The 24,523-nt window shown below is 26.7% G+C and carries 22 protein-coding genes; 19 read left to right on the top strand and 3 right to left on the bottom strand.

The window, feature by feature from the left end; all coding sequences use genetic code 11:
• Positions 1-230 precede the first annotated feature (230 nt).
• From IC219_RS03425 to IC219_RS03405, 5 genes are all read left to right on the top strand, one after another.
• The gene (locus tag IC219_RS03425) at positions 231-2,147 is read left to right on the top strand and encodes an endonuclease MutS2 (RefSeq protein ID WP_227434799.1); all 1,917 of its coding nucleotides are present in this window, start codon (positions 231-233) and stop codon (positions 2,145-2,147) included.
• 151 nt (positions 2,148-2,298) lie between these two features.
• Positions 2,299-3,048, top strand: coding sequence for an ABC transporter ATP-binding protein (locus tag IC219_RS03420; RefSeq protein WP_227434798.1), 750 nt, complete (start codon positions 2,299-2,301; stop codon positions 3,046-3,048).
• A 25-nt stretch (positions 3,049-3,073) separates the two neighbouring features.
• A complete protein-coding gene (locus tag IC219_RS03415; RefSeq protein ID WP_227434797.1) occupies positions 3,074-5,053 on the top strand; it encodes an ABC transporter permease in 1,980 nt (659 codons plus the stop codon).
• Between the two features lie 748 nt (positions 5,054-5,801).
• On the top strand, positions 5,802-6,752 hold the full coding sequence (locus tag IC219_RS21950; RefSeq protein ID WP_227482546.1) for an ATP-binding protein: 951 nt from the start codon (positions 5,802-5,804) through the stop codon (positions 6,750-6,752).
• A 4-nt stretch (positions 6,753-6,756) separates the two neighbouring features.
• Complete coding sequence (locus tag IC219_RS03405) at positions 6,757-7,335, top strand: LuxR C-terminal-related transcriptional regulator (RefSeq protein WP_413926915.1); 579 nt, start codon at positions 6,757-6,759, stop codon at positions 7,333-7,335.
• A gap of 138 nt (positions 7,336-7,473) precedes the next feature.
• Here the strand turns inward: IC219_RS03405 and IC219_RS03400 are convergent, their stop codons facing one another.
• Positions 7,474-8,097 (bottom strand): manganese efflux pump, encoded by a 624-nt coding sequence (locus tag IC219_RS03400; protein WP_227434795.1) that lies wholly within the window; start codon positions 8,095-8,097, stop codon positions 7,474-7,476.
• Between the two features lie 183 nt (positions 8,098-8,280).
• On the opposite strand from IC219_RS03400, the gene IC219_RS03395 reads away from it, so the two are divergent.
• The 11 genes from IC219_RS03395 (at position 8,281) to IC219_RS03345 (ending at position 20,148) form a co-directional block, all read left to right on the top strand.
• Positions 8,281-8,928 (top strand): helix-turn-helix domain-containing protein, encoded by a 648-nt coding sequence (locus IC219_RS03395; protein WP_227434794.1) that lies wholly within the window; start codon positions 8,281-8,283, stop codon positions 8,926-8,928.
• 203 nt (positions 8,929-9,131) lie between these two features.
• Positions 9,132-10,190: a potassium channel family protein gene (locus tag IC219_RS03390; RefSeq protein ID WP_227830609.1), complete on the top strand. Its 1,059-nt coding sequence runs from the start codon at positions 9,132-9,134 to the stop codon at positions 10,188-10,190.
• Between the two features lie 103 nt (positions 10,191-10,293).
• Positions 10,294-11,478: a D-alanyl-D-alanine carboxypeptidase family protein gene (locus tag IC219_RS03385; RefSeq protein WP_227830608.1), complete on the top strand. Its 1,185-nt coding sequence runs from the start codon at positions 10,294-10,296 to the stop codon at positions 11,476-11,478.
• Positions 11,479-11,684: 206 nt separating this feature from the next.
• Positions 11,685-12,398 carry a 30S ribosomal protein S2 gene (rpsB, locus tag IC219_RS03380; RefSeq protein WP_003424537.1) on the top strand — a complete coding sequence of 238 codons (714 nt, stop codon included), beginning with the start codon at positions 11,685-11,687 and terminating at the stop codon, positions 12,396-12,398.
• Positions 12,399-12,476: 78 nt separating this feature from the next.
• Positions 12,477-13,388, top strand: coding sequence for a translation elongation factor Ts (tsf, locus tag IC219_RS03375; RefSeq protein WP_021384993.1), 912 nt, complete (start codon positions 12,477-12,479; stop codon positions 13,386-13,388).
• A gap of 83 nt (positions 13,389-13,471) precedes the next feature.
• Positions 13,472-14,176, top strand: coding sequence for a UMP kinase (gene pyrH, locus IC219_RS03370; protein ID WP_003430597.1), 705 nt, complete (start codon positions 13,472-13,474; stop codon positions 14,174-14,176).
• Positions 14,177-14,201: 25 nt separating this feature from the next.
• Positions 14,202-14,759 (top strand): ribosome recycling factor, encoded by a 558-nt coding sequence (frr, locus tag IC219_RS03365; RefSeq protein WP_227434791.1) that lies wholly within the window; start codon positions 14,202-14,204, stop codon positions 14,757-14,759.
• A gap of 2 nt (positions 14,760-14,761) precedes the next feature.
• Positions 14,762-14,965 carry a hypothetical protein gene (locus IC219_RS03360; RefSeq protein ID WP_227434790.1) on the top strand — a complete coding sequence of 68 codons (204 nt, stop codon included), beginning with the start codon at positions 14,762-14,764 and terminating at the stop codon, positions 14,963-14,965.
• A 28-nt stretch (positions 14,966-14,993) separates the two neighbouring features.
• On the top strand, positions 14,994-15,728 hold the full coding sequence (locus IC219_RS03355; protein WP_227434789.1) for an isoprenyl transferase: 735 nt from the start codon (positions 14,994-14,996) through the stop codon (positions 15,726-15,728).
• Between the two features lie 12 nt (positions 15,729-15,740).
• Positions 15,741-16,520 carry a phosphatidate cytidylyltransferase gene (locus tag IC219_RS03350; RefSeq protein ID WP_227434788.1) on the top strand — a complete coding sequence of 260 codons (780 nt, stop codon included), beginning with the start codon at positions 15,741-15,743 and terminating at the stop codon, positions 16,518-16,520.
• 583 nt (positions 16,521-17,103) lie between these two features.
• Positions 17,104-20,148, top strand: coding sequence for a diguanylate cyclase domain-containing protein (locus IC219_RS03345; protein ID WP_227830607.1), 3,045 nt, complete (start codon positions 17,104-17,106; stop codon positions 20,146-20,148).
• 690 nt (positions 20,149-20,838) lie between these two features.
• On the opposite strand, the gene IC219_RS03340 is transcribed toward IC219_RS03345, so the two are convergent.
• Together IC219_RS03340 and IC219_RS03335 are read right to left on the bottom strand one after the other, a co-directional pair.
• Positions 20,839-21,270: a hypothetical protein gene (locus IC219_RS03340; protein ID WP_227830606.1), complete on the bottom strand. Its 432-nt coding sequence runs from the start codon at positions 21,268-21,270 to the stop codon at positions 20,839-20,841.
• Between the two features lie 39 nt (positions 21,271-21,309).
• The gene (locus IC219_RS03335; protein WP_227434785.1) at positions 21,310-21,459 is read right to left on the bottom strand and encodes a hypothetical protein; all 150 of its coding nucleotides are present in this window, start codon (positions 21,457-21,459) and stop codon (positions 21,310-21,312) included.
• A 399-nt stretch (positions 21,460-21,858) separates the two neighbouring features.
• On the opposite strand from IC219_RS03335, the gene IC219_RS03330 reads away from it, so the two are divergent.
• The 3 genes from IC219_RS03330 (at position 21,859) to rseP (ending at position 24,493) form a co-directional block, all read left to right on the top strand.
• On the top strand, positions 21,859-22,062 hold the full coding sequence (locus IC219_RS03330) for a helix-turn-helix domain-containing protein (protein WP_227830605.1): 204 nt from the start codon (positions 21,859-21,861) through the stop codon (positions 22,060-22,062).
• 259 nt (positions 22,063-22,321) lie between these two features.
• The gene (locus IC219_RS03325) at positions 22,322-23,476 is read left to right on the top strand and encodes a 1-deoxy-D-xylulose-5-phosphate reductoisomerase (protein WP_227830604.1); all 1,155 of its coding nucleotides are present in this window, start codon (positions 22,322-22,324) and stop codon (positions 23,474-23,476) included.
• Between the two features lie 12 nt (positions 23,477-23,488).
• Positions 23,489-24,493, top strand: a complete 1,005-nt coding sequence (gene rseP / locus IC219_RS03320; protein ID WP_227482552.1) for an RIP metalloprotease RseP — start codon at positions 23,489-23,491, stop codon at positions 24,491-24,493.
• The last annotated feature ends 30 nt before the right edge of the window (positions 24,494-24,523 follow it).

Raw genomic sequence — 24,523 nt, 5'->3', positions numbered from 1 at the left:
TGAAATAATGTTAAAGTGACTAAAATAGTTAAGTAAAAATAGAAAAGGAGCAGTGTTTTATGAAAAAGAATACTAACATTAGTGAGTCCGGGGTTAGACTTCTTAATAAATAAGGAGTTTAATGAACAATAATTCCTTATTTATTAAGTCGATTACAAATAATTATTATAAAAATAAGTGAAATAGTTATTTAAAATTCATGACTTATAAATAAAGGAGAAAGTAAAATAATGAATAGTAATACAATTGAAAGACTACAACTAAATGAGGTTAAAGAATTAATAAAAATACATTGTGTAAGTTCACTTGGAAGAAATTTAATAGACAAATTAACTCCTAGTGGTAATATTGAAGTAGTAAGAAGGAAATTAAAAGAAAATAAAGAAGCTAGAAAAATAATTGAAAATAGTAATCATATACCACTTGAAGGGTTGTTTAATGCAGGTTCTACAATAGATAAAATTGAAAAAGGAATGATAATAGAACCTATTGAACTTGTAAATATAGAGGATTTTTTAAGAGGTTGTAGGAAGATGAAAGCTTTTATGTTAGACAAAGAATTTTATTCGCCTACATTAAGTTCTTATGCTTTAAATATAACAGAATGCAAAAACATAGAGGAAGAGATAAACTACTGCATAAAATCAAATAAAGTTGATTCTAATGCCAGTAAAGAATTAAAAAAGGTAAGAAGAAATATAGAAGTTACAGAAGGAAAAATAAAAGATAGATTAAATAAGTTTATAACATCAAGTATAAACAAAAAGTATATACAAGAGTTTATAATAAGTAAAAGAAATGATAGATATGTAATACCAATTAAATCTTCTTATAAAAATGAAGTTGATGGTACTATATTAGATACTTCATCAAAAGGAAATACTGTATTCGTTGAACCAATAAGTGTGTCAAATTTAAGTACAGAATTGACTATGTTAAAAGCTGACGAGACTATTGAAGAATATAAGATATTATCTTATTTAACAGAGCTTATATTTGATAAAATAACTCAGATAAAGTTAAATATAGAAATACTTTCTGAATATGATATGGTATTTGCAAAAGCTAAATATAGTCAAAAAATAAATGGTATTACTCCAAGAATAAACAACAATGGATATATAAAAATAATCAAAGGTAAGCACCCACTTTTAACAGGAGATGTGGTACCTTTAGATTTTGAAATAGGTAAAAGTTATAGAAGTCTTGTAATAACAGGACCTAATGCAGGTGGAAAAACTGTAACTCTTAAGACTGTTGGTCTATTAACTTTGATGGTTCAATGTGGTTTTGATATTTCTGCTAAAGAAGACAGCGAACTAAGTGTATTTGAAAAAGTGTTTGTAGATATAGGAGATAATCAAAGTATTGAAAATGCTCTAAGTACTTTTTCATCACACATAAAAAATATTGCAGAAATTATGGACTCATCAAATAATTCTACACTTGTTCTATTTGATGAGATAGGTAGTGGAACTGAACCCAATGAAGGAGCAGGACTAGCAATATCATTGCTAGAAGAGTTTTATAGTATGGGATGTATAACAATAGCATCAACTCATTATGGCGAAATAAAAAAGTTTGCTAATTTGCATCCAGAATTTGAAAATGCAGGTATGATGTTTGATAAAGAAACTTTAGAACCATTATATAAATTAACAATAGGAAAATCTGAAGATAGTAATGCTCTTTTTATTTCTAAAAAGATGGGAATAAAAAATAAGGTATTAAGTAGAGCTAAAGAATATATAACTGATAGAAACTACAATTTAGATTTAGTTAAGAGAAGTAAATTAAAATCCCATACTGAAAATAAAGATAATGTTGAATTTATTTCCAATTATACAGAGTATAATACAGGTGATAAAGTAAAATTATTGGATGAAAATGACTTTGGAGTTGTGTATAAACCTAGAGACAAATTTAATAATGTAGAAATATTATTTAAAGACAATTTTGTTTTAGTAAATATAAAAAGATTAGAACTTAGTATAAAAGCAGAAGAGTTATATCCAGAAGGATATGATTTAAATTCATTGTTTACTAGTTTTAAAGATAGAAAATTAGAAAAAGACATTCAGAGAGGTTCAAAAAAAGCTCTTAAACAGATTCAAAGAGAAATTAGAGAAAATAGAAAACAAATGTAAAAAACATAAATGACTATTTAAAATGTAAATAATTATTTTACAAAACATGAGTAATAAATGCGATTATTTTTGCGTATTTTACTCATGTTTTTTTGTGTGTAAAAATTTATACTTTAAACATAGATGAAATAATATTAAAGGAGGTATAAATATGGATGTTCTATTATCTGTAAAAGATGTAACAAAGACTTACAGTAAAAATAAAAAACCAAGTTTGAATCATGTTTCATTCGAGGTAAATTCTGGTGAATTTGTTGGAATTATGGGAGCATCAGGTTCTGGAAAAACAACTTTACTAAATGTATTATCTACAATAGATAGTGTAAATAGTGGTGAGATAGTAATTAATGGTGTAAATTTAAAAGAATTAAATAATAACTCTACTGCGGATTTTATAAAGGATAATATTGGATTTATATTTCAAGAATACTTTTTGATTGATAGTTTGAATGTTTTTGAAAATATAGCTGTACCACTTACTTTAAAACATATGCAAGCAAGTGAAATCGAAGATTCTATCAAGTTATTGACAAAACGTTTTGGAATAGATTCAACTTTGTATAAGTATCCAAATGAGTTATCTGGTGGTCAATGTCAAAGGGTTGCTGCAGCAAGAGCTATTATAAAAAAACCATCTATAATACTTGCAGATGAGCCAACTGGAGCACTTGACTCAGTATCAGCAAATGAGTTACTAAAAACACTAAGTGATGTAAATCGAGAATTAAAAACTACTATATTGATGGTAACACATGATGCTTATGTAGCTAGTTTTTGTAGTAGAATTTTGATTTTTAGGGATGGTCAAATTATAGATGAACTTCAAAAAAATGAAAAAAATCATAAAGATTTCTTTGAAGCTATAGTTAGCAAGACCAGTAAACTAGAAGAAATATATTAGTATACATTAAAAGGAGATAGTAAAAATGAATATATATAACATTGCTAAAAAGAATCTCAAGAAAAACTTTTCGTTTTATTCATTATATTTGTTTTCTGTAGCTTTTATACTCATGATATTTTTTAGTTTTGTATCTTTTTCTGTGAATGATATTATAATGAATAAAATTTCATCAGATGGAAGAGTAGAAACTATGACAAAAACTATTTCAATTTTTATAATTTCATTTGTATTATTCTATATGCTTTACTCAAATAGATTTTTTATAAGACGTAGAATGAGAGAGCTTGGCATATACACCTTGATGGGATATAGAAAATCAAGTATATTAAAATTAGTTATGATTGAAAATATATTTATTTGCATGATTGCTTTTATTATAGGTGTTTTAGCTGGTTCATTATTACATAAGTTTATTATACATGTAATTGTGCATTCATTAAATTTAAATGTAGATAGTTCAAAGATACCTTTTTTCAATGTAAATGCTGTTATTTCTAGTATATTATTTTTAATTGTTATATTACTTGTACTATATTTTTCAAATTGGAAATTGATTCGAAGAAATTCTCTTCTTAATTTAGTCAAAATAGAACGAAACGAAGAAAAACAGATTATAATAAGACCTTTGATAGCTTTTATAGGTATTTTTATGCTTGTATTAGGATATGTACTAGCTTTTGATATGACTAGAGGAAAGGATTCTGTTTGGTATAGTATTGGTTTTTCTCCAATTGCTATATTGACCTTACTTTGCGTAGTTGTTGGAACTGTTTTTTTTATAAATTCATTTTTACCTTATATTATTAGAATATTAAAAACTAAAAAAAATCATTTTTATAGAGAAATACAGATTATTACAATTCCTAAGTTTATTTACTCCATACGTTCTAATGCAAAAACATTAATTTTATTAACTTTGTTGTCAGCAGGAACATTATGTATATTTGCGTCAACTGTTTTATCAATTTATTATCCTGTAGTAGCAGTTTCTCGTATAGTACCTTCTGCTATTGAGTTTAAGTTAGAAGAAAAAAGTAATGTTGATAAAATTATTAATGCTGTAAGAGATTATGAATTAATAGAAAACCTTAAATACAGAGAAACAAATATTATAAAAGTAAATTCTTCATCAAAAAATTTACCAATTGAGTATTCTATTGGCAAAGACAAAGGAAGAATCTCTGGATTTGACTGTATATCAGAGTCTGATTATATAGAATTAATTAAACAACAAGGGAAAAAATTTGATTTAAAACCTCTGAATTATAATGAAAGTGTATTAGTAAAATATAGACCAAGTGAAGAAAATGTGGATAAGGGGAAAATCCTTAACTTAGATTTATATTCAGATAAAAAGGTAGATGTGGTTATAAAGGATACTACATTAGATAATCCAATTAGTTTTTCAAATAGTATTGGAACATTAATAGTGTCGGATAAATTATATAATGAAATATCTAGATACAATAATCTATCAAGAAATTCTATTATAAGTATTGATGGAAAAGATATGAGAGATAATAAAGAAATTTATGAAAAACTTAAAAATTTATTAAAGAATAATCCATATTTTATAAGTGCTTATCAAAGAAAATTTGAAATTGTGCATGAGAGTAGTTCAACTTTTTTATTGATTAGCTTTCTTTCTGTTATATTTTTTATTGCTACAGGAAGTATGCTGTATTTTCACAGTATTTCTAATGCCATTTATGATAGAAATAGTTTTAATATATTGAGTAAAATAGGATATAGTCAAAAAAATATAAAGAAAATAATTAAGAATCAGATTTTAGTGTTTTTTTCGATACCATATGTATTAGGAATGGCACATAGTATATTTGGATTAATTGCTTACAAATCTGCTTTAATAGATAACATATTAGGAAATAATACACCTATAATAATTCCAATAGTATTTGCAAGTGTCATATTTACACTAGTATATATAGGATATTACATTTTAACAAAGTATTCATGTTATAAAATAGTGCTTAAAAAATAGCATTAAAAATTTTATAAAATATTTGGAAAATAGAAGATAAGCATCTTGTATATAAATTAATTTACAAGTTATGTAATGTTATCATATAATTAATTATCAGAAAGGAGTTAATATGTTCAAAGTCAGTTATAATAAAAGAAAGATTTTCATATTAATAAATCAATTATTGATAATATTATTTCTAATTTATGAATTTTTTAATAATAAAAATATTAAAAGTATTTCCATTTTCAATCTCTTACTTGTATCTATTATAGTTGTTGATATAATGTACATTGAATTAATTAACTTGAAACAAAATAGAGTGCTCGTACAATTTACAAACTTGCTTGTTTTGCTTTCTTGGTATTTTTTATTTTTATTTGATAATAGTAAAACATCTTCTGAATTAATTTTTTTCCTAAGTCCAATTATTGTTTTTGAAAGTGTAAGATTTTTATTTGTATTTTTCTTTCAAGATTACAAATACAAATACCAGAAAGGCTTAGAATTTATATTGAAACTTATGTGTGCTTTGACAGTCGTTTCAAAATTTATTGATAATCATCTGTTTGCACTACTTTATTTATTACAAATAATTATAAGTTTGATAAGCTTTATATTCTTAATAGTCTTATATAAAAAAACTGTGATACTTGTTTTAAAGTGTGAGAAAAGAAATTTTATATATTCAGCTATTTTATTGTTTATATTCCTTGTATATGCTATAGTTTTTTCTAAAAAACAGGAATATGTTGAGAATCTAGGAATGTATTTAATTATATCATTAGCCATATTTAGTATCCATAATATTGCTATAAAAGATAAAGGTTATATAAAACAAAATACTATGCTAAATGGTAAGAAAAGATTGATTTTTATTTCTTTAATAAGTGTATTTTTCGTTGGAATTGGAAAACTATTAGACCTTAATATAATTACGTATTTTATAATAATACATTGTATATTTTGGTTTACTCTACTTTACTTTATTTTAATTTACACAAACATTGATGATATCATATATAATAAAAATTCAGTAAAAAAATTTAGTGTGCAAGAAAGTAACTTAATAAATAATCTAATGCAGATATATAAAGAGGAAGAGCTTAAAAAGGATTTTTCTAATTATCTACATGATGAAGTATTACAAGATTTACTGTCAATTAAAAATATGATGAAAAAATCTGAAAATCCAGATGTAAAATATATAATCGTAAGTACATTAGAAAAATTAAATCTATCTATTCGCAATCAAATGCAGGATTATCATCCAATATTGTTAAAAACACTTACATTAAAAGAAAATATAGAAAATATGTTTGTTATGGTTAGAGGTAATTATTTATCTAAAAATATAGAAATTTGTTTTACATGTGAAGATAATATATTTTTGGCTGAACCATATAATTTTATTATATACCGTATATTAAAAGAGCTAGTAACAAATGCTTTTAAACATTCAAATTGCTCTAAAATCGAAATTTCACTAATTCAAAAAAATAAAGATATAATTCTTTCAGTATTAGATAACGGAGTGGGAGTGGAAAGTGAATATGATTTAATAAGATATCAAAATAATGGGCTATCTTCTATTCAAGAACAATTACACAGATTAAATGGTGTTTTTAATATTGATAAGACAGCTTCTGGGTTTAGTATTGTTGTAAAAATTCCTATGGAAGGAGAGAATTATTATAAATATTTTATTAATAGATGACCATGTGTTATTTGCAAAAAGCTTAGAAATTGCATTAGAAGATTATACTGAAATAGAAAAATTTATTTATATTAAAGATATTTCCCAGGTAATTTCAATAATTAAAAATGAAAAACCAGATATAATTCTTATTGATATTAATTTAGGAAAAATTGACAATGATGGGTTGTCTCTAGCAAAAGACATTATACGAATAATACCTAAAGTAAAAATAGTCATGTTAACGGGTTATGATTTGCCTGTATATAAGTATGAAGCTCAAAAAATGGGTGCAAAAGGCTTTATAAATAAAAATATTGAGCCAGATAAATTTATTGAAATATTAAATCAGATTCAAAATGGATATAATTATTTTCCCAATGAAATAAAATATATTGAAGAGCTAACACATAGAGAAAAATTAATATTGCAATTTCTATATAATGGAGTTAAGAGAAAAGATATAGCAACTCAATTATACTTAAGTGAGCGAACAGTATCTAATCATATCCAAAACATTTTTGATAAACTAAATGTATCTTCTTCATTAGAAGCTGTCACAAAGGGAGCTCAGCTTGGATATATTAAACTCAATATGCAATAAGAGAAGTTTGTAGTTCAGTAAATGTATTTGATTGTAAATTTTCATCTAATATAATAATTAAATTTAAGTAGAAATTTTTATCATTTAAAATATATATAAAAAGGCTATCTAAAATAAAATTTTAAGATAGCCTTTTTGTTAACATATTTTCATAAATCCAATAATTAGTAAAATCAAACCGCTTAACCAAGATAAATTTAGATTTATATTTTTAACAAATACATTTCCTAGTAAACAACCAAATGATACTGCTAATATATTTGAAATTAGAGAAAATAAGATAACTTGTATATAATTTACACCTACAAGACCACTTCCAAATCCAATAGCTAATCCATCTAAGCTTAAAGCAAGTGCAAGTGTAAATGCTTCAGCAGATTTAAGAATTTTAGATTTATTTGTATCTAAAGTGTCAGGTTCAACACTAACATTAAAATTTAACTTAAGGTCTAGCATATTAAAATTATAATCTTTTGAATGTATGGATTTTTTTTTGAAATAAGATTTAAAGAAACTCTCAACTAATCGAGAACTTCCTAATAAAAATAAAATTAAAAAGCATATCAACATTGTTATATTTTGAGGTAAGAAGTCTCTAGCTATTGTACCTGCAAAAAGTGATATTGCCAAAATTGCTGAAGAAACCACACTAATAATCATATTTGAATATAAAGGAACTTTAACTTTATTTACGCCATATCCAAAACTTGTTACAAAGGCATCTATACAAAGAGAAGTTACTAATAAAATTGATTCAATCACAGTAGATTAACATCCTTTCTCTTAAATTTTATACTTATATAGTTATAGTATTGTAAAAAGAGATAAATTGTTACAGATAAACCAATAGAGTGTTGATAGAATTTCAACATTTTGTAACACCTAAAAAACAAAAAATTCATATTATATAATATAAAATCAAACCTAATAAAGCAGGTGAAAATAATGGAGCAACATATTGAGGTTGAGAGTTTTGGTAATCTATTGAAGGCATTATTAAAAGAAAAATCAATATCAATGGGAGCGTTGAGTAAAAAAAGCGGAATTGATAAATCTACTATATCTCGCATAGCAAATAATAAACAAAAACCGAATATAAATCACCTAGAAAAGATTGCAATACACTTAAATGTAAATTTAGAAGAGTTATTAAAAGCATCAGGATATGAGTTTAAAAACAGTAATAATAAACAAATTTTTAATATAGATAGCGATTTTAGTAACTTTGATGATGTACTTGGATTTGCAAATTTAATTAATGATAAAAATTTCAACGGAAATATTGAGAAAGAGTTAAGTAAATGTGAATTATATGTTCAAACAGATGAAGGGAAAAAATTACTTTTTGATAGTTTTAGTAAAAAAATAGATTCTATAGAAAAACAAGGACAATTTACAGATAGACTGAGGGACATGTATGCTGAATTTTGTACAGGAAAATTAGGAATAAAAAAATATTTATTGACTGGAAGTATGCTGCTTTACTTTGTTATATCAACGGATGTTATTCCAGACTTTGTATTTCCAATAGGATTTATGGATGACTTAGTAGCATTAAATATGATTACAAAACTACTTAGAAAAGATAAGTAGTTTTGTAATTGTACTACTCTATGGAGATGACAAGCAAAGATACTGAGTATAGATAAATTTTAATGTTTATCTAAGGAGAAATAACTTGAAAATTTTAAAATAAACAATTTAATATATATTTTGTATGTATTTAAGTATATAAAATAAAATAATATCCAAACTAATACAAAATAGTGATAATTTTTTTGTACTGGAGGATATTTATGAATTGCAAATGGATATCTAAAATAGATGAAAGAAAAAAATGTCATAGAGAAGCAGATTCTTCTGGATATTGTATTTTTCACAAAGAGAATAAGTCTAGTGAAGATATAAAACTGATGATGGATAATATATATAAGGAAGAAATAAATGAATTTAATGGATTTATATTTGAAAATGAATTTAATGCAGAAGAAATATTAACTTATGACTATAAATTATTAAATTTTTCTGAAACGATATTTAAAAAAGAAGCAAATTTTAGAAAATATCTTTTTAAAAAAAATGTTATTTTTAACTATACAGATTTCAGGGGTCAAGTATCTTTTAATGCTTGTGTATTTTTAGAAAATTGTGATTTTAATAAAACAAAGTTCAATAAGGTATATATAAATGATAAGATATTTGAAAAAGTAAAATTTAAAGGGCCTGATTTAGTAGTTAATAAAGTAGAAAATTTTCCAAGAATGGATGGAATAATTTTTAGTATGTGTACAAAATTTATACTTAAAAATGTGGAGTATGGAAAAAGTGAATGCAAGCATGGAAAAATAAATTATAGAATAGCTAGAAATCAAGCTACAAAAATTGGAGATTATGAGATGATAGGTCCTTACTATTATAAGGAAAGAATTTATAGTAGCAAAATGATAAAACGTTCTGACTATCCAACTCTCAGCAGTTATTTAGTTGAAAAGTTTTTTGACCAAATAGCGCACTATACTACAGGTTATGGAGAAAAACCATGGAATATATTATTTGTGATTATAGCTATAATAAGTAGTTTTGCCTTATTATATCTATTCGTAGGTATAGAAAGTTCAAACAGTACACTTATAACTTTAAATATAAATAACTTAGATAATTATTCAGCAAGTGAGGTTTTTAAAACATATATAGATTTATGGTATTTTAGTATGGCTACATTTAGTACAGTAGGATACGGAGATATGGTTGCTACAAGTTTGATTGGTAAAGCTTTAGCAGGTATAGAAGTATTTTTAGGAGTTACAATAGGAGCAATTTGGGCATCTGTGATTATTAAGAGAATGATAAGATAATATCTGTGTAAATATGGATAGGTATTAATTACTAGATATAAATTGGACTAAAGAGGGAAAATTTAAATATAAATATACTTAATAATCCAAGAAGGTGAAAAAATTGAAAAACGGAATAAAAAAAATTTTAACATTAACTCTAATTCTAGCATTTATAATACCAAATTATTCATATGCTGATGAAAAATCCGTAGACAAATACTCAAAAACATCTATACTTATAGACCAAGAAACAGGTAGAGTCTTGTATGGTAAAGAGCCTGATATGAAGGTACCTTTAGCAAGTTTAAGTAAGATGATGACTTTTTTACTTGCAATAGAGGCTATTGAAAATAAAGAAGTAAAAGAAACTGACACAATAAAGATAGACAAGTCTATTGCTTCAGTGAAAGGTTCAAGCTATAAACTAAAAGTTGGTGAAGAAGTACCACTTATAGAACTTATGAGAGGTCTTATGATTGTATCAGGAAATGATGCAGCAATTGCTATAGCAAAACATATTTGCAAATCTAAAGAGGCATTTGTAGATAGGATGAACAAAAAAGCAAAAGAAATAGGAATGACTAATACTCATTTTTTAAATCCAAATGGTCTTCCAATATATGATTTAAGTAATCCAAAAAAACCAGCAAAAGAAAATATATCTACTGCAAGAGATATATCTATTCTTGGAAAATACATGTTTGACCATTATGAAAAGCAAGTAATAGCTATAACTGATATGGAAACCTATACGAACTCAGATAGAAGCTTTGAAAAAAGCAATACAAATGCATTATTGAGAATTATACCTGAAGTTGATGGTATAAAAACAGGGTACACTGGGAATGCTGGCTATTGTTTATCATTTTCTATGATTGTTAATAAGAATGATAAAAATGAGAAAAAACGTAGAGTAATAGGCGTTGTATTAGGTGCTAATCATAAAGATAAAAGAATATCCTCTTCTTTGGCTATGTTAAAATATGGAAAAGAGAATTTTAATATGAAAAAAGTAATTGATAAAGATAGCTTTATTGGTAAGAAATATATAAAAGGAATGAAAGAACTAGAGGTTACTTTAAAAGCCAAAAATGAACTTTATACAATATTAAAAAATGATGAAAATATAAAATCTGAAGTAAAAATTAAAAATATGGAGTATCCTGTTAAAAAAGGTGATACTATGGGTACTATAAAATATTACACTAGTTCAGGTGATTTACTTGGAAGTGTAGATATAGTCAGTGATAATAGTGTTGATAATGTACCACTAAAAACAAAATTAAAAATGAAATTTGCAAATTAAATTCAAAAAAATGGTATAAAATATACAAAAAAATATAAAAATAGAAAATATGGAAAAAATATTGTTATTTTTTCACCTCTATGATATACTACTAGAGGTGAAAAAATAAAATAAATCACACACAGCATTGGGATCCTTAAAAGGTGCCTATTACATGGTTTTTTAGGGAGAAGATCAAGCTGGAGGTATAAAACCAGGAGGTAAATATGTCAGTAATATCAATGAAACAATTATTAGAAGCAGGTGTTCACTTCGGTCACCAAACAAGAAGATGGAACCCTAAAATGGCTAAGTATATATTCACAGAAAGAAATGGAATATATATAATCGACTTACAAAAAACAGTTAAAAAAGTTGAAGAAGCTTACAAGTTCACTAAAGAAGTAGCTGAAACAGGAAAGCCAATTTTATTCGTAGGAACTAAGAAACAAGCTCAAGATGCGATAAAAGATGAAGCTGAAAGATGTGGAATGTACTTTGTTAATGAAAGATGGTTAGGTGGAATGTTAACAAACCACAAAACTATAAAAACTAGAATAAATAAATTAAGAGAATTAGAAAAAATGGAAGAAGAAGGCGTATTTAACGTTCTTCCTAAAAAAGAAGTTATAAAATTAAGAGCTGAAAAAGAAAAACTAGAAAAGTACTTAGGTGGAATAAAAGACATGCCTGAATTACCAGGTGCAATGTTCGTAGTTGACCCAAGAAAAGAAAACATAGCTATTCAAGAAGCTCACAGATTAGGTATACCAGTAGTTGGTATAGTTGATACAAACTGTGACCCAGAACAATTAGACTTTGCTATACCAGGAAATGATGATGCAATAAGAGCCGTAAAATTAATAACTGGTGCTATGGCAACAGCTGTAATTGAAGGTAGACAAGGTGCTGAAGAAGAAGTAGCTGAAGACCAAGAATAATAATTTGACAATTAAATGGTAAGGGTCGCCCTTACCATTTATAATATGGAATAGAATAAGTAGGAGGAAACTTAAAAAATGGCTAATATAACTGCTCAAATGGTAAAAGAGTTAAGAGAAAGTACAGGCGCAGGAATGATGGACTGTAAGAAAGCTTTACAAGAAGCTGAAGGAAATATGGAAAAAGCAGTAGATTTATTAAGAGAAAAAGGATTATCAAAAGCTGCTAAAAAAGCTGGTAGAGTTGCTGCTGAAGGTCTAGTTGCAATAGAAATGAACGATGATAATACAGTTGCTTCTATGGTAGAAGTTAACTCAGAAACAGATTTCGTTGCTAAAAATGAAGACTTCAAAGTGTTCGTTAAAGATGCTGCTTGTATGGCATTAGCTACTGATAAAGAAGATATCGCTTCTTTATTAGGTGAAACTCATAGAGAAGGAATAACTTTACAAGAAGTTTTAAATAATAGAGTTGCAAAAATAGGTGAAAAATTAGACTTTAGAAGATTTGCTAAAGTTGTAACTAATGGACAAGTTGCTGGATATATCCACGGTGGTGGAAAAATAGGTGTTCTTGTTGAAATGGAAACAGAAGCTAGAGATGCCAAAGTTTTAGAATTAGGTAAAGATGTAGCTATGCAAGTTGCTGCTATGAATCCTAAATACGTTTCAAGAGATGAAGTAGATGCTGAATACATAGCACATGAAACAGAAGTATTAACTCAACAAGCATTAAATGAAGGAAAGCCAGCTAATATAGTTGAAAAAATGGTTAAAGGAAGATTAGAAAAAGAATTAAAAGAGGTTTGTTTATTAGAGCAAACTTTCGTTAAAAATCCAGATATAACTGTTAAACAATTAGTTGCTGATGTTGCTAAAGCAGTAGGTTCTGATATAAAAGTTGTTAAAGTTGTGAGATTCGAAGTTGGTGAAGGTATACAAAAGAGAGAAGAAAACTTTGCAGAAGAAGTTGCTAAGCAACTTAAGTAATAACCAAAGAGAGAACACGCAGGTGTTCTCTTTTTTAAAAAATAGAAAAAATGGATATGAAGGATTGAAATAGGAGGTTTCTGATGGATAAACCAATGTACAAAAGGGTATTGTTAAAATTAAGTGGAGAAGCATTAGCGGGAGAAAGAGGTTTTGGTATAAATAATGATGTAGTTAATGATATTGCTATTGCTATTAAAAAAATACAAGAAATAGGTGTTGAGGTGGCTGTAGTTGTAGGTGGCGGAAACTTCTGGAGAGGTAGAACTAGCGAAGGAATGGATAGAACTACTGCTGACTATATAGGTATGTTAGCTACAGTTATGAATGCAATGGCATTACAAGATGCACTAGAAAATATAGACGTTGCTACAAGAGTTCAAACTGCTATAGATATGAGACAAATTGCAGAACCATATATAAGAAGAAGAGCAGTTAGACATTTAGAAAAGGAAAGAGTTGTTATATTTGGTGCAGGAACTGGAAACCCTTACTTTACAACAGATACAACTGCTGCTTTACGTGCTGCTGAAATGGAAGCAGAAGTTATTTTGTTAGCTAAAAATGTTGATGCAGTATATGACAAGGATCCAAAAGTACATGCAGATGCTAAGAAATTTACAGAATTAAGCTATATGGAAGTTATACAAAAAGAATTAAAAGTTATGGATTCTACAGCTACATCTTTATGTATGGATAATAAGATTCCAATAAAGGTATTTGAGCTTACAACGGAGAATATAATAAGAGCAGTAAAAGGTGAAAATATAGGAACTACTGTAAAATAATGAAGAATGAAGGAGGAGTAAAATTATGAAACTAGAAATACATAAGCAGTTAGAAGAGAAAATGAATGGGACAATTGATGCTTTAAAGTTCGAATTTGGAACTATAAGAGCAGGAAGAGCCAATGCACAAATGTTAGACAAAATAAGAGTTGATTATTATGGAACTCCAACTCCAATAAATCAAATTGGTGCTATATCTGTACCAGAGCCAAGAATACTAATGATATCTCCTTGGGATAAATCTGCTATGCATGAAATAGAAAAAGCTATAGCTAACTCAGATTTAGGATTGAATCCATCTAATGATGGTGAAGTTATAAGACTTTCTGTACCAGCTTTAACAGAGGAAAGAAGAAAAGAATTAGCTAAAAAGGCCAGTAAAGCTTCAGAAGAATTTAAAGTTAGAATAAGAAATGAAAGAAGAGACGCCAATGAAAAAATTAAGAAAATGGAAAAAGGCGGAGAAATAACAGAAGATGAATTAAAGAAAGCACAAGATGAAGTTCAAAAAATGACTGATAAATTTATAAAAGAAATAGATACATTATTGGCTAAAAAAGAAAAGGATATAATGGAGGTATAATATTGAAAAAATATTATAACCTTTTAGGTCTTCATATAGATGAGGTAAAACAGTATTTTGATGAACAAAATGTAGCTTATACCATAAAATCTATTGAAGGTAAAAAGGATAAAGATAAACTTGTAGTTCCTAGAGTTATAAAAATATCTGAGATAGGTGATAGTGTAGAACTAATAATCACATACTTTTCTGACTCCTTAATTTAAGGAGTCAGAACAATATTGGAGGCAAAATATGAATAACAACATCATGTATGACATAGACTTAAATAACATACCTACTCATATTGCTATTATAATGGATGGGAATGGAAGATGGGCAAAATCCAGATTTCTTCCAAGAACTGCAGGACATAAGGCTGGAGTAGAAACTATAAGAGATATAGTTAAAGAATGTTCAAATTTAGGTGTTAAGCACTTGACACTATATGCATTTTCAACAGAAAATTGGAAAAGACCAAAACTTGAAGTTGATACACTTATGAACTTATTATCTACATACTTAAGAAATGAAATAGCTGAACTGCATCAAAATAATGTAAAAGTAACAGCTATAGGAGAGATAAGTGCTTTACCAAAAACTTGTATAAGAGAATTAAATTCAGCTAAGGAAATGACAAAAGACAATACAGGAGTTAACTTAAATTTAGCATTGAACTATGGAAGTAGGGCAGATATAAAAAATGCTCTTATAGATATAGTAAAAAATTGTGAAAGTGGTAAAATAGATATAAACAATATTGATGAAGATATTATAAAAAACTATTTAAGCACAAAGTCTATACCAGATCCAGACTTGGTCATAAGAACAAGTGGGGAACAAAGATTGAGTAACTTTTTACTTTGGGAAGTTGCTTATTCTGAGTTTTACTTTACTGATATACATTGGCCTGATTTCAACAAAGAAGAATTACAAAAGGCTATATATTTATATCAAAAAAGAGATAGAAGATTTGGAGGACTTAAGTAAGGAGATTATTTTATGCTTACAAGAATTATTGCTTCACTAGCTCTGGTTCCATTATTTCTATTTGTTGTATATGGAGGGATTCCTCTTTATATAGCTGAGATGGCAATAGTTTATATTGCATTACATGAATTTTATAAAGCATTTAAAATAAAAGATATACATCCAATATTTATTATAGGGTATATATTTTCTATTTATTTAGCTGTAAAAAATATTTTTAACTTACCATTGGAATATACTTATGCAGTGCTTTTCATTTTATTTTTAGCAAGTATAATTTATATGTTGATGGGCAAAAGCAATGTTATAGATGTTTCGATTACATTTTTAGGAGTTTTTTATATAGGAGTATTTTTAGATTTTATAGTTATAACTATAAATAGCTTTGAAAGAGGGAATATCTATGTATGGCTTATATTTGTAATATCTTTTATGACAGATATATTTGCATATTTTAGTGGCTATTTACTTGGCAAACATAAGTTAATCCCTAAAGTGAGTCCTAAAAAGACTGTAGAAGGAGCTATTGGAGGAATAATAGGAAGTACACTTTGTTGTATTTTATTTGGGTATTTATTTGGTATTGATTTGCTTCAATTGGCTATAATAGGGAGCATAGGAAGTATAATAGCTCAATTAGGAGATTTATTTGCATCCTCAATAAAGAGATATGTAGGGATAAAGGATTATGGAAAGATAATACCTGGTCATGGGGGTATATTAGATAGATTCGATAGTGTTATATTAGTAGCGCCTTTTGTATATAATACTATTAAATTTTTTATTAGATAAAGATTGGTTGGTTTTAAAAAGGCAGTCTATAATTGCTAGTAATGAAAATAGCTATGTAACTTTTAAAAAGCAGAAGAATTCTGTGAGTATTTAGTTACATGGCTATTTTCATTTTTTTATTTAATAATTTCGACATTTTTAAATATAGTATCTTTTTATAAGCTATATATCTGAATATAACTAATTTATTCTCAATTATAAATTTTATTTTTATGTATAATTAATAAGTCATAAGTATATTATTGATTTTATTTGATAAGTATGGGTATAATTTAAGTAATATATCAAAAAAAAGGAAAATATTTCCAAAATATGATAAAATAAATTCAAATAGTTAAATTCTCAATAAATAATATATTTTAATTGTTTATTGAAATATATTAGGTACTCCATCTTCAACATCATCAAGTTGATGATGTAAATTTAAAGTATACCAGTATAAAAATAGCTTTTGAATTAGGTAAGAATTTATTATATATATATAAATTTTCATAACTAGAAAATATGATTGGAATTAAAAAAATAATAGAAAAAAGTTTATTTCAAGAAGTTAAAGCAATTTAGGGGGGATGGATTAATAGGCATGTTAACTAATAATATTATAGACAAATTAACGAATTTAAATGGAAATTACAATTTGAGAATGATGCTTTCAAGTCTAGAAACACAGAAAAAGCCATATGGTATTATGTTTATTGGAATTGATGATTTCGAACAAATTAATAACTTATATTCTTATTCATTTGGAGATAGGGTTTTAAAAAAGTTTTCTAAATCTATTTTACCTTTTTTACCTGAAGATATAAGTTTATATAGATTAGATGGAAATGGTTTTGGAATTTTGTATCCAAATGGAGATGGTTATGAATTAACAAAACTCTTTAATAGGTTTCAAGATATCGCACAATGTATAAAACAGATTAATGGACATGCTATTTCATTTACTATATCAGGAAGTATTTGCTTTTATCCAAAAGATGGTATAGATTGTGATACACTATACCAAAATGCACGTGTTACATTTGAAAAAGCAAAAAAGCAAGGGAAAAAAACACTAATTGTCTATTCAAAAGATGAGTTGACTTTTTCGCAGTATTCTATACAGTTGATAGAGTATCTAAGAGAAAGTGTATTAAATAATTTTAAAGGATTTTATTTAAATTATCAACCACTTATTTTTAACAATAGTAAGAAACTATATGGATGCGAAGTATTGCTTCGTTGGAGAAATCCTAATTTTGAAATGAAACTTGGTCCAACTGAATTTATACCTTTTTTAGAATCTTCTGGGCTTATGGATACAGTTAGTCAATGGGTAATTAAAACAGCTTTAAAGCAATTAAAAGTATGGACAAAATATATGCCAAATTTCAATATGAATATAAATGTGTCATATCAGCAGCTTGAAGACCCTAGCTTCAAGTTTTTTATTTTAGACACTATAAAGCAAGAGGGTATATCTCCATATCTGATTACATTGGAATTAACAGAAAATAATAACATAAAACAAATAGAAGAAATAAGGAGTTCTTTTGATTTTCTTCGAAGTCAAGGTATTAAGATTACATTCGACAGCTTTGGAGCAAAACATTCATCTTTAGAAATTTTTCGTGAACTAAGTGCTGATTCTTTAAAAATTAATCATACTCTTTTAAACCGTATTACATATGATGTAATAGACCAAAAAATCGTCTCTCAAATTATTAATCTATGTCATAGTATGAATATGTCCGTTTATGTGGAAGGAATTGAAAATAAAGAAACTTTAAAAATAATTGAACAGATGAGACCAGAAATATTGCAAGGATTTTATTATAATGAGCCTATAAACGCAGAGAAGTTTTATGAGCATTACTTTGAAAAGAATATTGAGAGCATTAATTATCAGGAAGATGTTATATCAAAAGAACTTTCTATAGAAAAAGAAAAAAGTATGGTATATTCTGCATTTACTCCAACACATTCAATGAATATAAAAGAATTGGTTGATAATGCTTATGCAGGCATATTTCAAGTAGGAATGAACCCTGAATTTACTTTTCTTACATGTAATGAAGGCTATAGAAGGATGTTAGGTTATAACATTAAAGAGATGGAAGAAAAATTTAAAAATCAAGCATTAGGATTTGTGCATCCAGATGATATGGAATATGTGAATTATGAAATTAGAAGGCAACTTGGAATTAGCGATATAGTTACAATTGAATTTAGGGTAGTAAAATCTGATGGAACTCCTATATGGATACTTGGAACAGGCAATGTAGTAAAAGGTAAGCAGGGTTCTAAAAGTTTAATTGTAGTCATAATAGAAAATGATAGGCTTAAGAAAAGGTCTTTAGAGATGGAAGAATCCTATTGGAAATACAGAAGAGTTTTAGATAATATTCCTGCTTGTGTAAAATGTATCCATTTTGATGAAAATTTTACTTTAGATTATATTTCTCCTAGCTTTATATCATTGATAGGTTATACAGAAAAAGAAATTAAAAGTAAGTTTGATGGAAAGTATATCAATTTAATTATAGAAGAAGATAGAAGAGTTGTACTTGGAGATATGATAAGCCAAGTTAATTCTGGAGATATAGTTACACTTCATTATCATGTTAGATGTAAAGATAATCGTTTGATTTCTTTAGAAACGATTTCTAGATTATGTGAAAATGATAAAGATGGCAAGAAGTACTTTTATTCAAGTATTGTGGATGTAACAGAGGCAACAGATGTAACTTCTGAAAAAAGTGATAAAAAATCTAATAGACTTGTTAATCGCTATCAAACAGCCTTAAAACAATGGGGAGATATATTATTTGAATATAGTTTTAAGGATGGTACAATAACATTTTCTGATAACTATTATAGTATATTTGAGATAGAACCAAGAGGAACAATTTCTGAACAATTATCAAATATTTATGAAGAAGACCATCAGATTTTACTTGACGCTTTAGAAAATGCACGTATTGGTAATAAGCCAGAAGCAATAGAGATACGTATACGTTCTAAAGATAACGTACATTTATGGTGTTCTATAGTATTTAATGAACCTGATAAGATTGGAGATGCTACTATATCGATACTAGGTAAAATAAGAAATATTGATGAAGAAAAGAGAGAGTATAATAAGTTAATTGAGCAATCTCAAAATGATTTAATGACAGGATTACTAAATAAAAGTACTACTGAGGAAAAGATAAGACACATGTTGCTATCAGTTGATGAAAATAAGAAATATGCATTATTTATGATTGATGTAGATAATTTTAAGGATGTTAATGATACTATGGGGCATGTATTTGGAGATAAAATCTTAATTGAGTTAGCGGAATGTCTAAAAAGTAATTTTAGGAAAACAGATATTGTTGGCCGTGTTGGAGGTGATGAATTTATAGCATTTATGGAGTATAATGGAGATAAAGAAAGCCTGCAAAAAAAAGGTCATGATATATTAAAAAGATTAGATACCACGTTTACATATGATAAATTATGTTTTGAAGTAAGTGTAAGTATAGGTATTTCTAGATACCCAGAAGATGGGAAACAGTTTTATGAGTTGTATCATCGTGCAGATAGTGCATTGTATAGAGCAAAAGAAGAAGGTAAAAATACATATTGTATGTTTTCCATCTAAAAATAAAATCAATCAAACACATGTTACTACAAAGCTTTTGTAATCACCTTTACTAAGTGATTAGTTATTTGTAAGTTATATAGATACATTATAATAGAGGTAACTGAAAGTGCTTTTAATGAAATATCAGAGCCAGTTAATTCAATTTTAGAAAAGCTTACTTAAAGAAACCTTTAATTGAGAAAAAGTCTACAAGTATCATTTAGTACATTATTAAAATGTCACATCGTATAGATATGTATGTTGTATGTTAAGGAATTGAAACTAAGAAAGACTTAGATTTTTTAAAGACTATTAAATGTGATGTGGGACAAGAATTTTATTTTTCTAGACCAATAGAAGAAAAAGAATTTTTTAATAAATATGTGACTGAAAAATAATATAAATATTGTAAAAGTGTAATAAGAACATAACATGCTAGAAGAATTAAAAATTTGTAATTAAAATTAGCAATAGATAAAAAGTATTAGTAATGTAACTAATGCTTTTTCTTATTGGCTTTATTTAGATTAATAATCATAAGAATAAAATGTTCATATAATAATTGAGTTGATTTCAATTTGATTTTATTAATAATGTAATTATGTTATTTGTGGAATGTCCAGTATTCATAACCAAAGATACTCTTTCTTTTACAAAGTTGAACTGAGTTATTTTTATTTGTCGAATCATACATGTTATTAGTAACTTTCATTTTTTTATTTTATTATTTACATTTATTTTAAGATAGTAATCGTTTCCAGAGCGAGAAGGATTTATTTCTTTATCAACAACTGTTACAAATTCAAACTCAGGTTTATCTAATGTTGCTATATAATTTAATGCTGGTGTTGTAGAAAAACTAAGAATAAATGTAGATAAGGTAACCAGTAATACTTTAAGTTTTGTTTCATATCTTTTTTTGATAATTAATACTAAGGCATAAAAAATTAACAACACTATCATGTAAATAGCAGAAAAACTAAATCTTTCGTTATTTGGTGTATTTATGGTGTTTGTTGATAAAAGTAGAGTTAACATAGATAATGAACATGCTGTTAAAGGAAATGGTATATAATACTTTCTTGATTCTTTTGCTTTAGGTATTTCTAGTAGCATTTTAGGATATAGCCATAAATACATCATCCAACTGAATAGTAATATAAATATATAGATGGGAAATTAAATTTTCATAGGAGTAAGGAGAGCAATGATAGCAAGTATTGTTAGTAAATAACGAATAATACAAGTAACCTTTTTTTCTTTTTCTATGACAGCTAAAGTCCATCTATTTTTTATAAATTCATTTTCTCTTTTTTCACTCTGTTTCATTTAATAACCCTCTATTAATAGTATAGTTTTTTAATCCATTACTTTGTTTTATTTTAACATATTTATATAAAAAAGTAACATTGAAGTTTTTTATTTTTTGGAATGTTATGTTAACTTGGGATAATGATTATACAAATTTATAATCAGAAGAAATTACTTCTATCATTACTTAAAGTTAATAAATATAATTTTCTGTAAAGCTTTTTAATTAGATACAGATTATTTTAAGACATGTTTTTGATAGTTGCTATTTATTGTTATATTAAAATGAATTTATTTATCAATATTGAAAGAACATGTTTTTAGCTGATTTTGAATAAGTGATTATTTATCGAAAAAGATGAAAATTTTTCAAAATAGATAAAATATGATAAAATAGATTTTAGAAGAGGTGATAAAATGATTTCATACACTCCATTGTGGAAATTGCTAATTGATAGAAAAATAAGAAAGATGGAATTTGTAAATATATCAGGTATAAGTATTTCTGTTTTAGGTAGATTAGGAAATGATAAGTCTGTTTCTATGGATACAATGGAAAAGATATGTTTAACACTAGACTGTAAAATAGAAGATGTTGTAGAAATAAAAAAGGATGTTTAATGATGCTAAAATATTTTAATAATATTGTAAAAAACATATAAAGAATAGGTAAGGTTTAATTTAATAGATAGAGTTTTATTGGATTAAAAATAAAAGTAACTATATGTGAATAAATTAAAATTAAAGAGTAATGCTATAATGTAAACTAAATATATTTTTCCAGTAATTATATGAAGTTTTTGTGAATAGTAAAAATAATTGTTTTAGTAGTGTTATAATGTCTTGGTAGGGTATATTTATTATTAGAAAGGATTATTATATGAAAAAAATATCAATTTTAGGTTCTACAGGCTCTATAGGTAAGCAAACCTTAGATGTAGTTAGAGAAAATAGAGACAAGTTTGAGGTAGTTGCAATATCAGCTAATAGCAGTATTGAATTACTACTTGAACAAATTGTAGAATTTAGACCTAAATATGTAACCGTTTTTGAGGAAAGCAAAGCATTAAAATTAAAAGAAATATTGCCACAAAATATAGAGATAGAAGTTTTAACAGGAATGGAAGGTTTAAAAATAATTTCATCACTAGATGAAATTGATGTACTTTTAACTGCTGTTGTGGGAATGATAGGATTGGTCCCAACACTTTGTGCTATAAAGAAGGGAATAGATATAGCATTAGCGAATAAAGAGACATTAGTAACTGCTGGAGAGCTTGTAATGGCAGAGGCAAAAAAATATAATGTAAATATTCTTCCCGTTGATAGTGAACATAGTGCTATATTTCAGTGTTTAAATGGAGAGAATAATAAAAATATAGAAAAAATAATACTTACAGCTTCTGGTGGTCCATTTAGAGGAAAGAAAAAAGAAGAACTTTTAAATATAACTAAAAATGAAGCTTTAAAGCATCCAAACTGGAGTATGGGAAGAAAAATAAGTATTGACTCTTCAACTCTTATGAATAAAGGACTAGAAGTAATAGAAGCTAGATGGCTATTTGGAGTAAAACAAGAAAATATAGATGTAGTAGTTCATCCACAAAGCATAATTCACTCAATGGTACAGTATACAGATAGTTCTATAATTGCACAATTAGGATGTCCAGATATGAGGTTGCCTATACAATATGCTCTTACATATCCAGATAGAATGGAAAGTAATTTTGAAAGAATGAATTTTTCAAAATTTAGTACTTTAACCTTTGAAGAACCAGACTTAGAGACTTTTCCATGTTTAAAATTAGCTTATGAATGTCTAAAGATGGGTGGAACTTATTCTTCTGTTTTAAATTCTGCAAATGAAGTTTTGGTAAGTGAATTTTTAGAGGATAAAATTGGTTTCTATGACATACCATATTACATAGAGAAAACTTTAGAGGTTCATAAAAGCATAAGCAAACCAACGTTAGAACAAATTTTAGAAACAGATAGATGGAGTAGAGCTTATGTTGAAAATCTGATAAAAAAATAGGAAGGTGAATTTATGACTATAATAGCTGCATTAATACTATTTAGTATAATTGTATTAATACATGAATTAGGACATTTTATATTTGCAAAAAGAAGTGGGATTAAGGTAAATGAGTTTTCTATAGGTATGGGACCTAAGATATATAGTGTAAAAAAAGATACAGAGTATTCCATAAGAGCTCTTCCAATTGGTGGATATGTAAGTATGGAGGGTGAAGACGAAGAACAAATAAGTCCAAATTCTTTTGGAAATAAATCTATACTACAAAGATTTAGTACTATTGTAGCAGGACCAATATTTAATATAATACTGGCAGCAATACTTTTAGTACCAGTGTTTTTGTATATAGGTTCTCCAACTACTACACTTGGAAAAATAATGCAAGATACTCCTGCACAAGCAGTAGGACTTCAAGTAGGAGATAAGATAAATAAAATAAATGGTAATTCTGTTAAGACTTGGGATGAAGTTGCAAATATTATAAATACTTCTTCTGGTGGAGAATTGAAGCTTAGTATAACTAGGGATGGAAATGATAAAGTTGTAAATGTAATTCCTAAAGATAACAATGGAAAGTATGAAATAGGAATTCAGCCACAAAGAGAAAAAGATTTCTTTGGTTCAATAGTAAATGCATGTAAAACTACTGTGGATATGACAAAACAGATGTTAACATTTTTAGGTCAAATGGTTACAGGACGTGTACCAGGAGGAATTGGTAATGCTGTTGCAGGACCAGTAGGTGTTATTGGTATGGTATCAGATGCAGCCCAAACAGGTCTTATAAATGTAGTCTATTTGGCAGCTGTCATAAGTTTAAATCTAGGTATAGTAAACTTATTACCAATACCAGCCCTTGATGGTTGGAGAATACTTATGTTATTATTAGAAGCTGTTAGAGGTGGTAAAAAACTTGACCCAAATAAAGAAGGTATGATAAATGTAGTTGGATTTGGAGCCTTAATGTTATTTATGCTTTTTATAACATATAAAGATATATTAAGGTTATTTCAATAATTTAACTTTATATAAAGTTTAAAAAAGCTA

This window comes from Clostridioides sp. ES-W-0018-02 (genome assembly GCF_020658175.1).
GTDB lineage: Bacteria > Bacillota > Clostridia > Peptostreptococcales > Peptostreptococcaceae > Clostridioides.
This window is presented reverse-complemented; position numbering and strand designations above follow the sequence as displayed.

Bases quoted from the DNA above. Each gene is read 5' to 3' on its own strand.
- IC219_RS03425 (WP_227434799.1), top strand. From the start codon at position 231: ATGAATAGTAATACAATTGAAAGACTACAACTAAATGAGGTTAAAGAA.
- IC219_RS03420 (WP_227434798.1), top strand. From the start codon at position 2,299: ATGGATGTTCTATTATCTGTAAAAGATGTAACAAAGACTTACAGTAAA.
- IC219_RS03415 (WP_227434797.1), top strand. From the start codon at position 3,074: ATGAATATATATAACATTGCTAAAAAGAATCTCAAGAAAAACTTTTCG.
- IC219_RS21950 (WP_227482546.1), top strand. From the start codon at position 5,802: ATGTATTTAATTATATCATTAGCCATATTTAGTATCCATAATATTGCT.
- IC219_RS03395 (WP_227434794.1), top strand. From the start codon at position 8,281: ATGGAGCAACATATTGAGGTTGAGAGTTTTGGTAATCTATTGAAGGCA.
- IC219_RS03390 (WP_227830609.1), top strand. From the start codon at position 9,132: ATGAATTGCAAATGGATATCTAAAATAGATGAAAGAAAAAAATGTCAT.
- rpsB (WP_003424537.1), top strand. From the start codon at position 11,685: ATGTCAGTAATATCAATGAAACAATTATTAGAAGCAGGTGTTCACTTC.
- tsf (WP_021384993.1), top strand. From the start codon at position 12,477: ATGGCTAATATAACTGCTCAAATGGTAAAAGAGTTAAGAGAAAGTACA.
- pyrH (WP_003430597.1), top strand. From the start codon at position 13,472: ATGGATAAACCAATGTACAAAAGGGTATTGTTAAAATTAAGTGGAGAA.
- frr (WP_227434791.1), top strand. From the start codon at position 14,202: ATGAAACTAGAAATACATAAGCAGTTAGAAGAGAAAATGAATGGGACA.
- IC219_RS03355 (WP_227434789.1), top strand. From the start codon at position 14,994: ATGAATAACAACATCATGTATGACATAGACTTAAATAACATACCTACT.
- IC219_RS03350 (WP_227434788.1), top strand. From the start codon at position 15,741: ATGCTTACAAGAATTATTGCTTCACTAGCTCTGGTTCCATTATTTCTA.
- IC219_RS03345 (WP_227830607.1), top strand. From the start codon at position 17,104: ATGTTAACTAATAATATTATAGACAAATTAACGAATTTAAATGGAAAT.
- IC219_RS03340 (WP_227830606.1), bottom strand. From the start codon at position 21,270: ATGTATTTATGGCTATATCCTAAAATGCTACTAGAAATACCTAAAGCA.
- IC219_RS03335 (WP_227434785.1), bottom strand. From the start codon at position 21,459: ATGAAACAGAGTGAAAAAAGAGAAAATGAATTTATAAAAAATAGATGG.
- IC219_RS03330 (WP_227830605.1), top strand. From the start codon at position 21,859: ATGATTTCATACACTCCATTGTGGAAATTGCTAATTGATAGAAAAATA.
- IC219_RS03325 (WP_227830604.1), top strand. From the start codon at position 22,322: ATGAAAAAAATATCAATTTTAGGTTCTACAGGCTCTATAGGTAAGCAA.
- rseP (WP_227482552.1), top strand. From the start codon at position 23,489: ATGACTATAATAGCTGCATTAATACTATTTAGTATAATTGTATTAATA.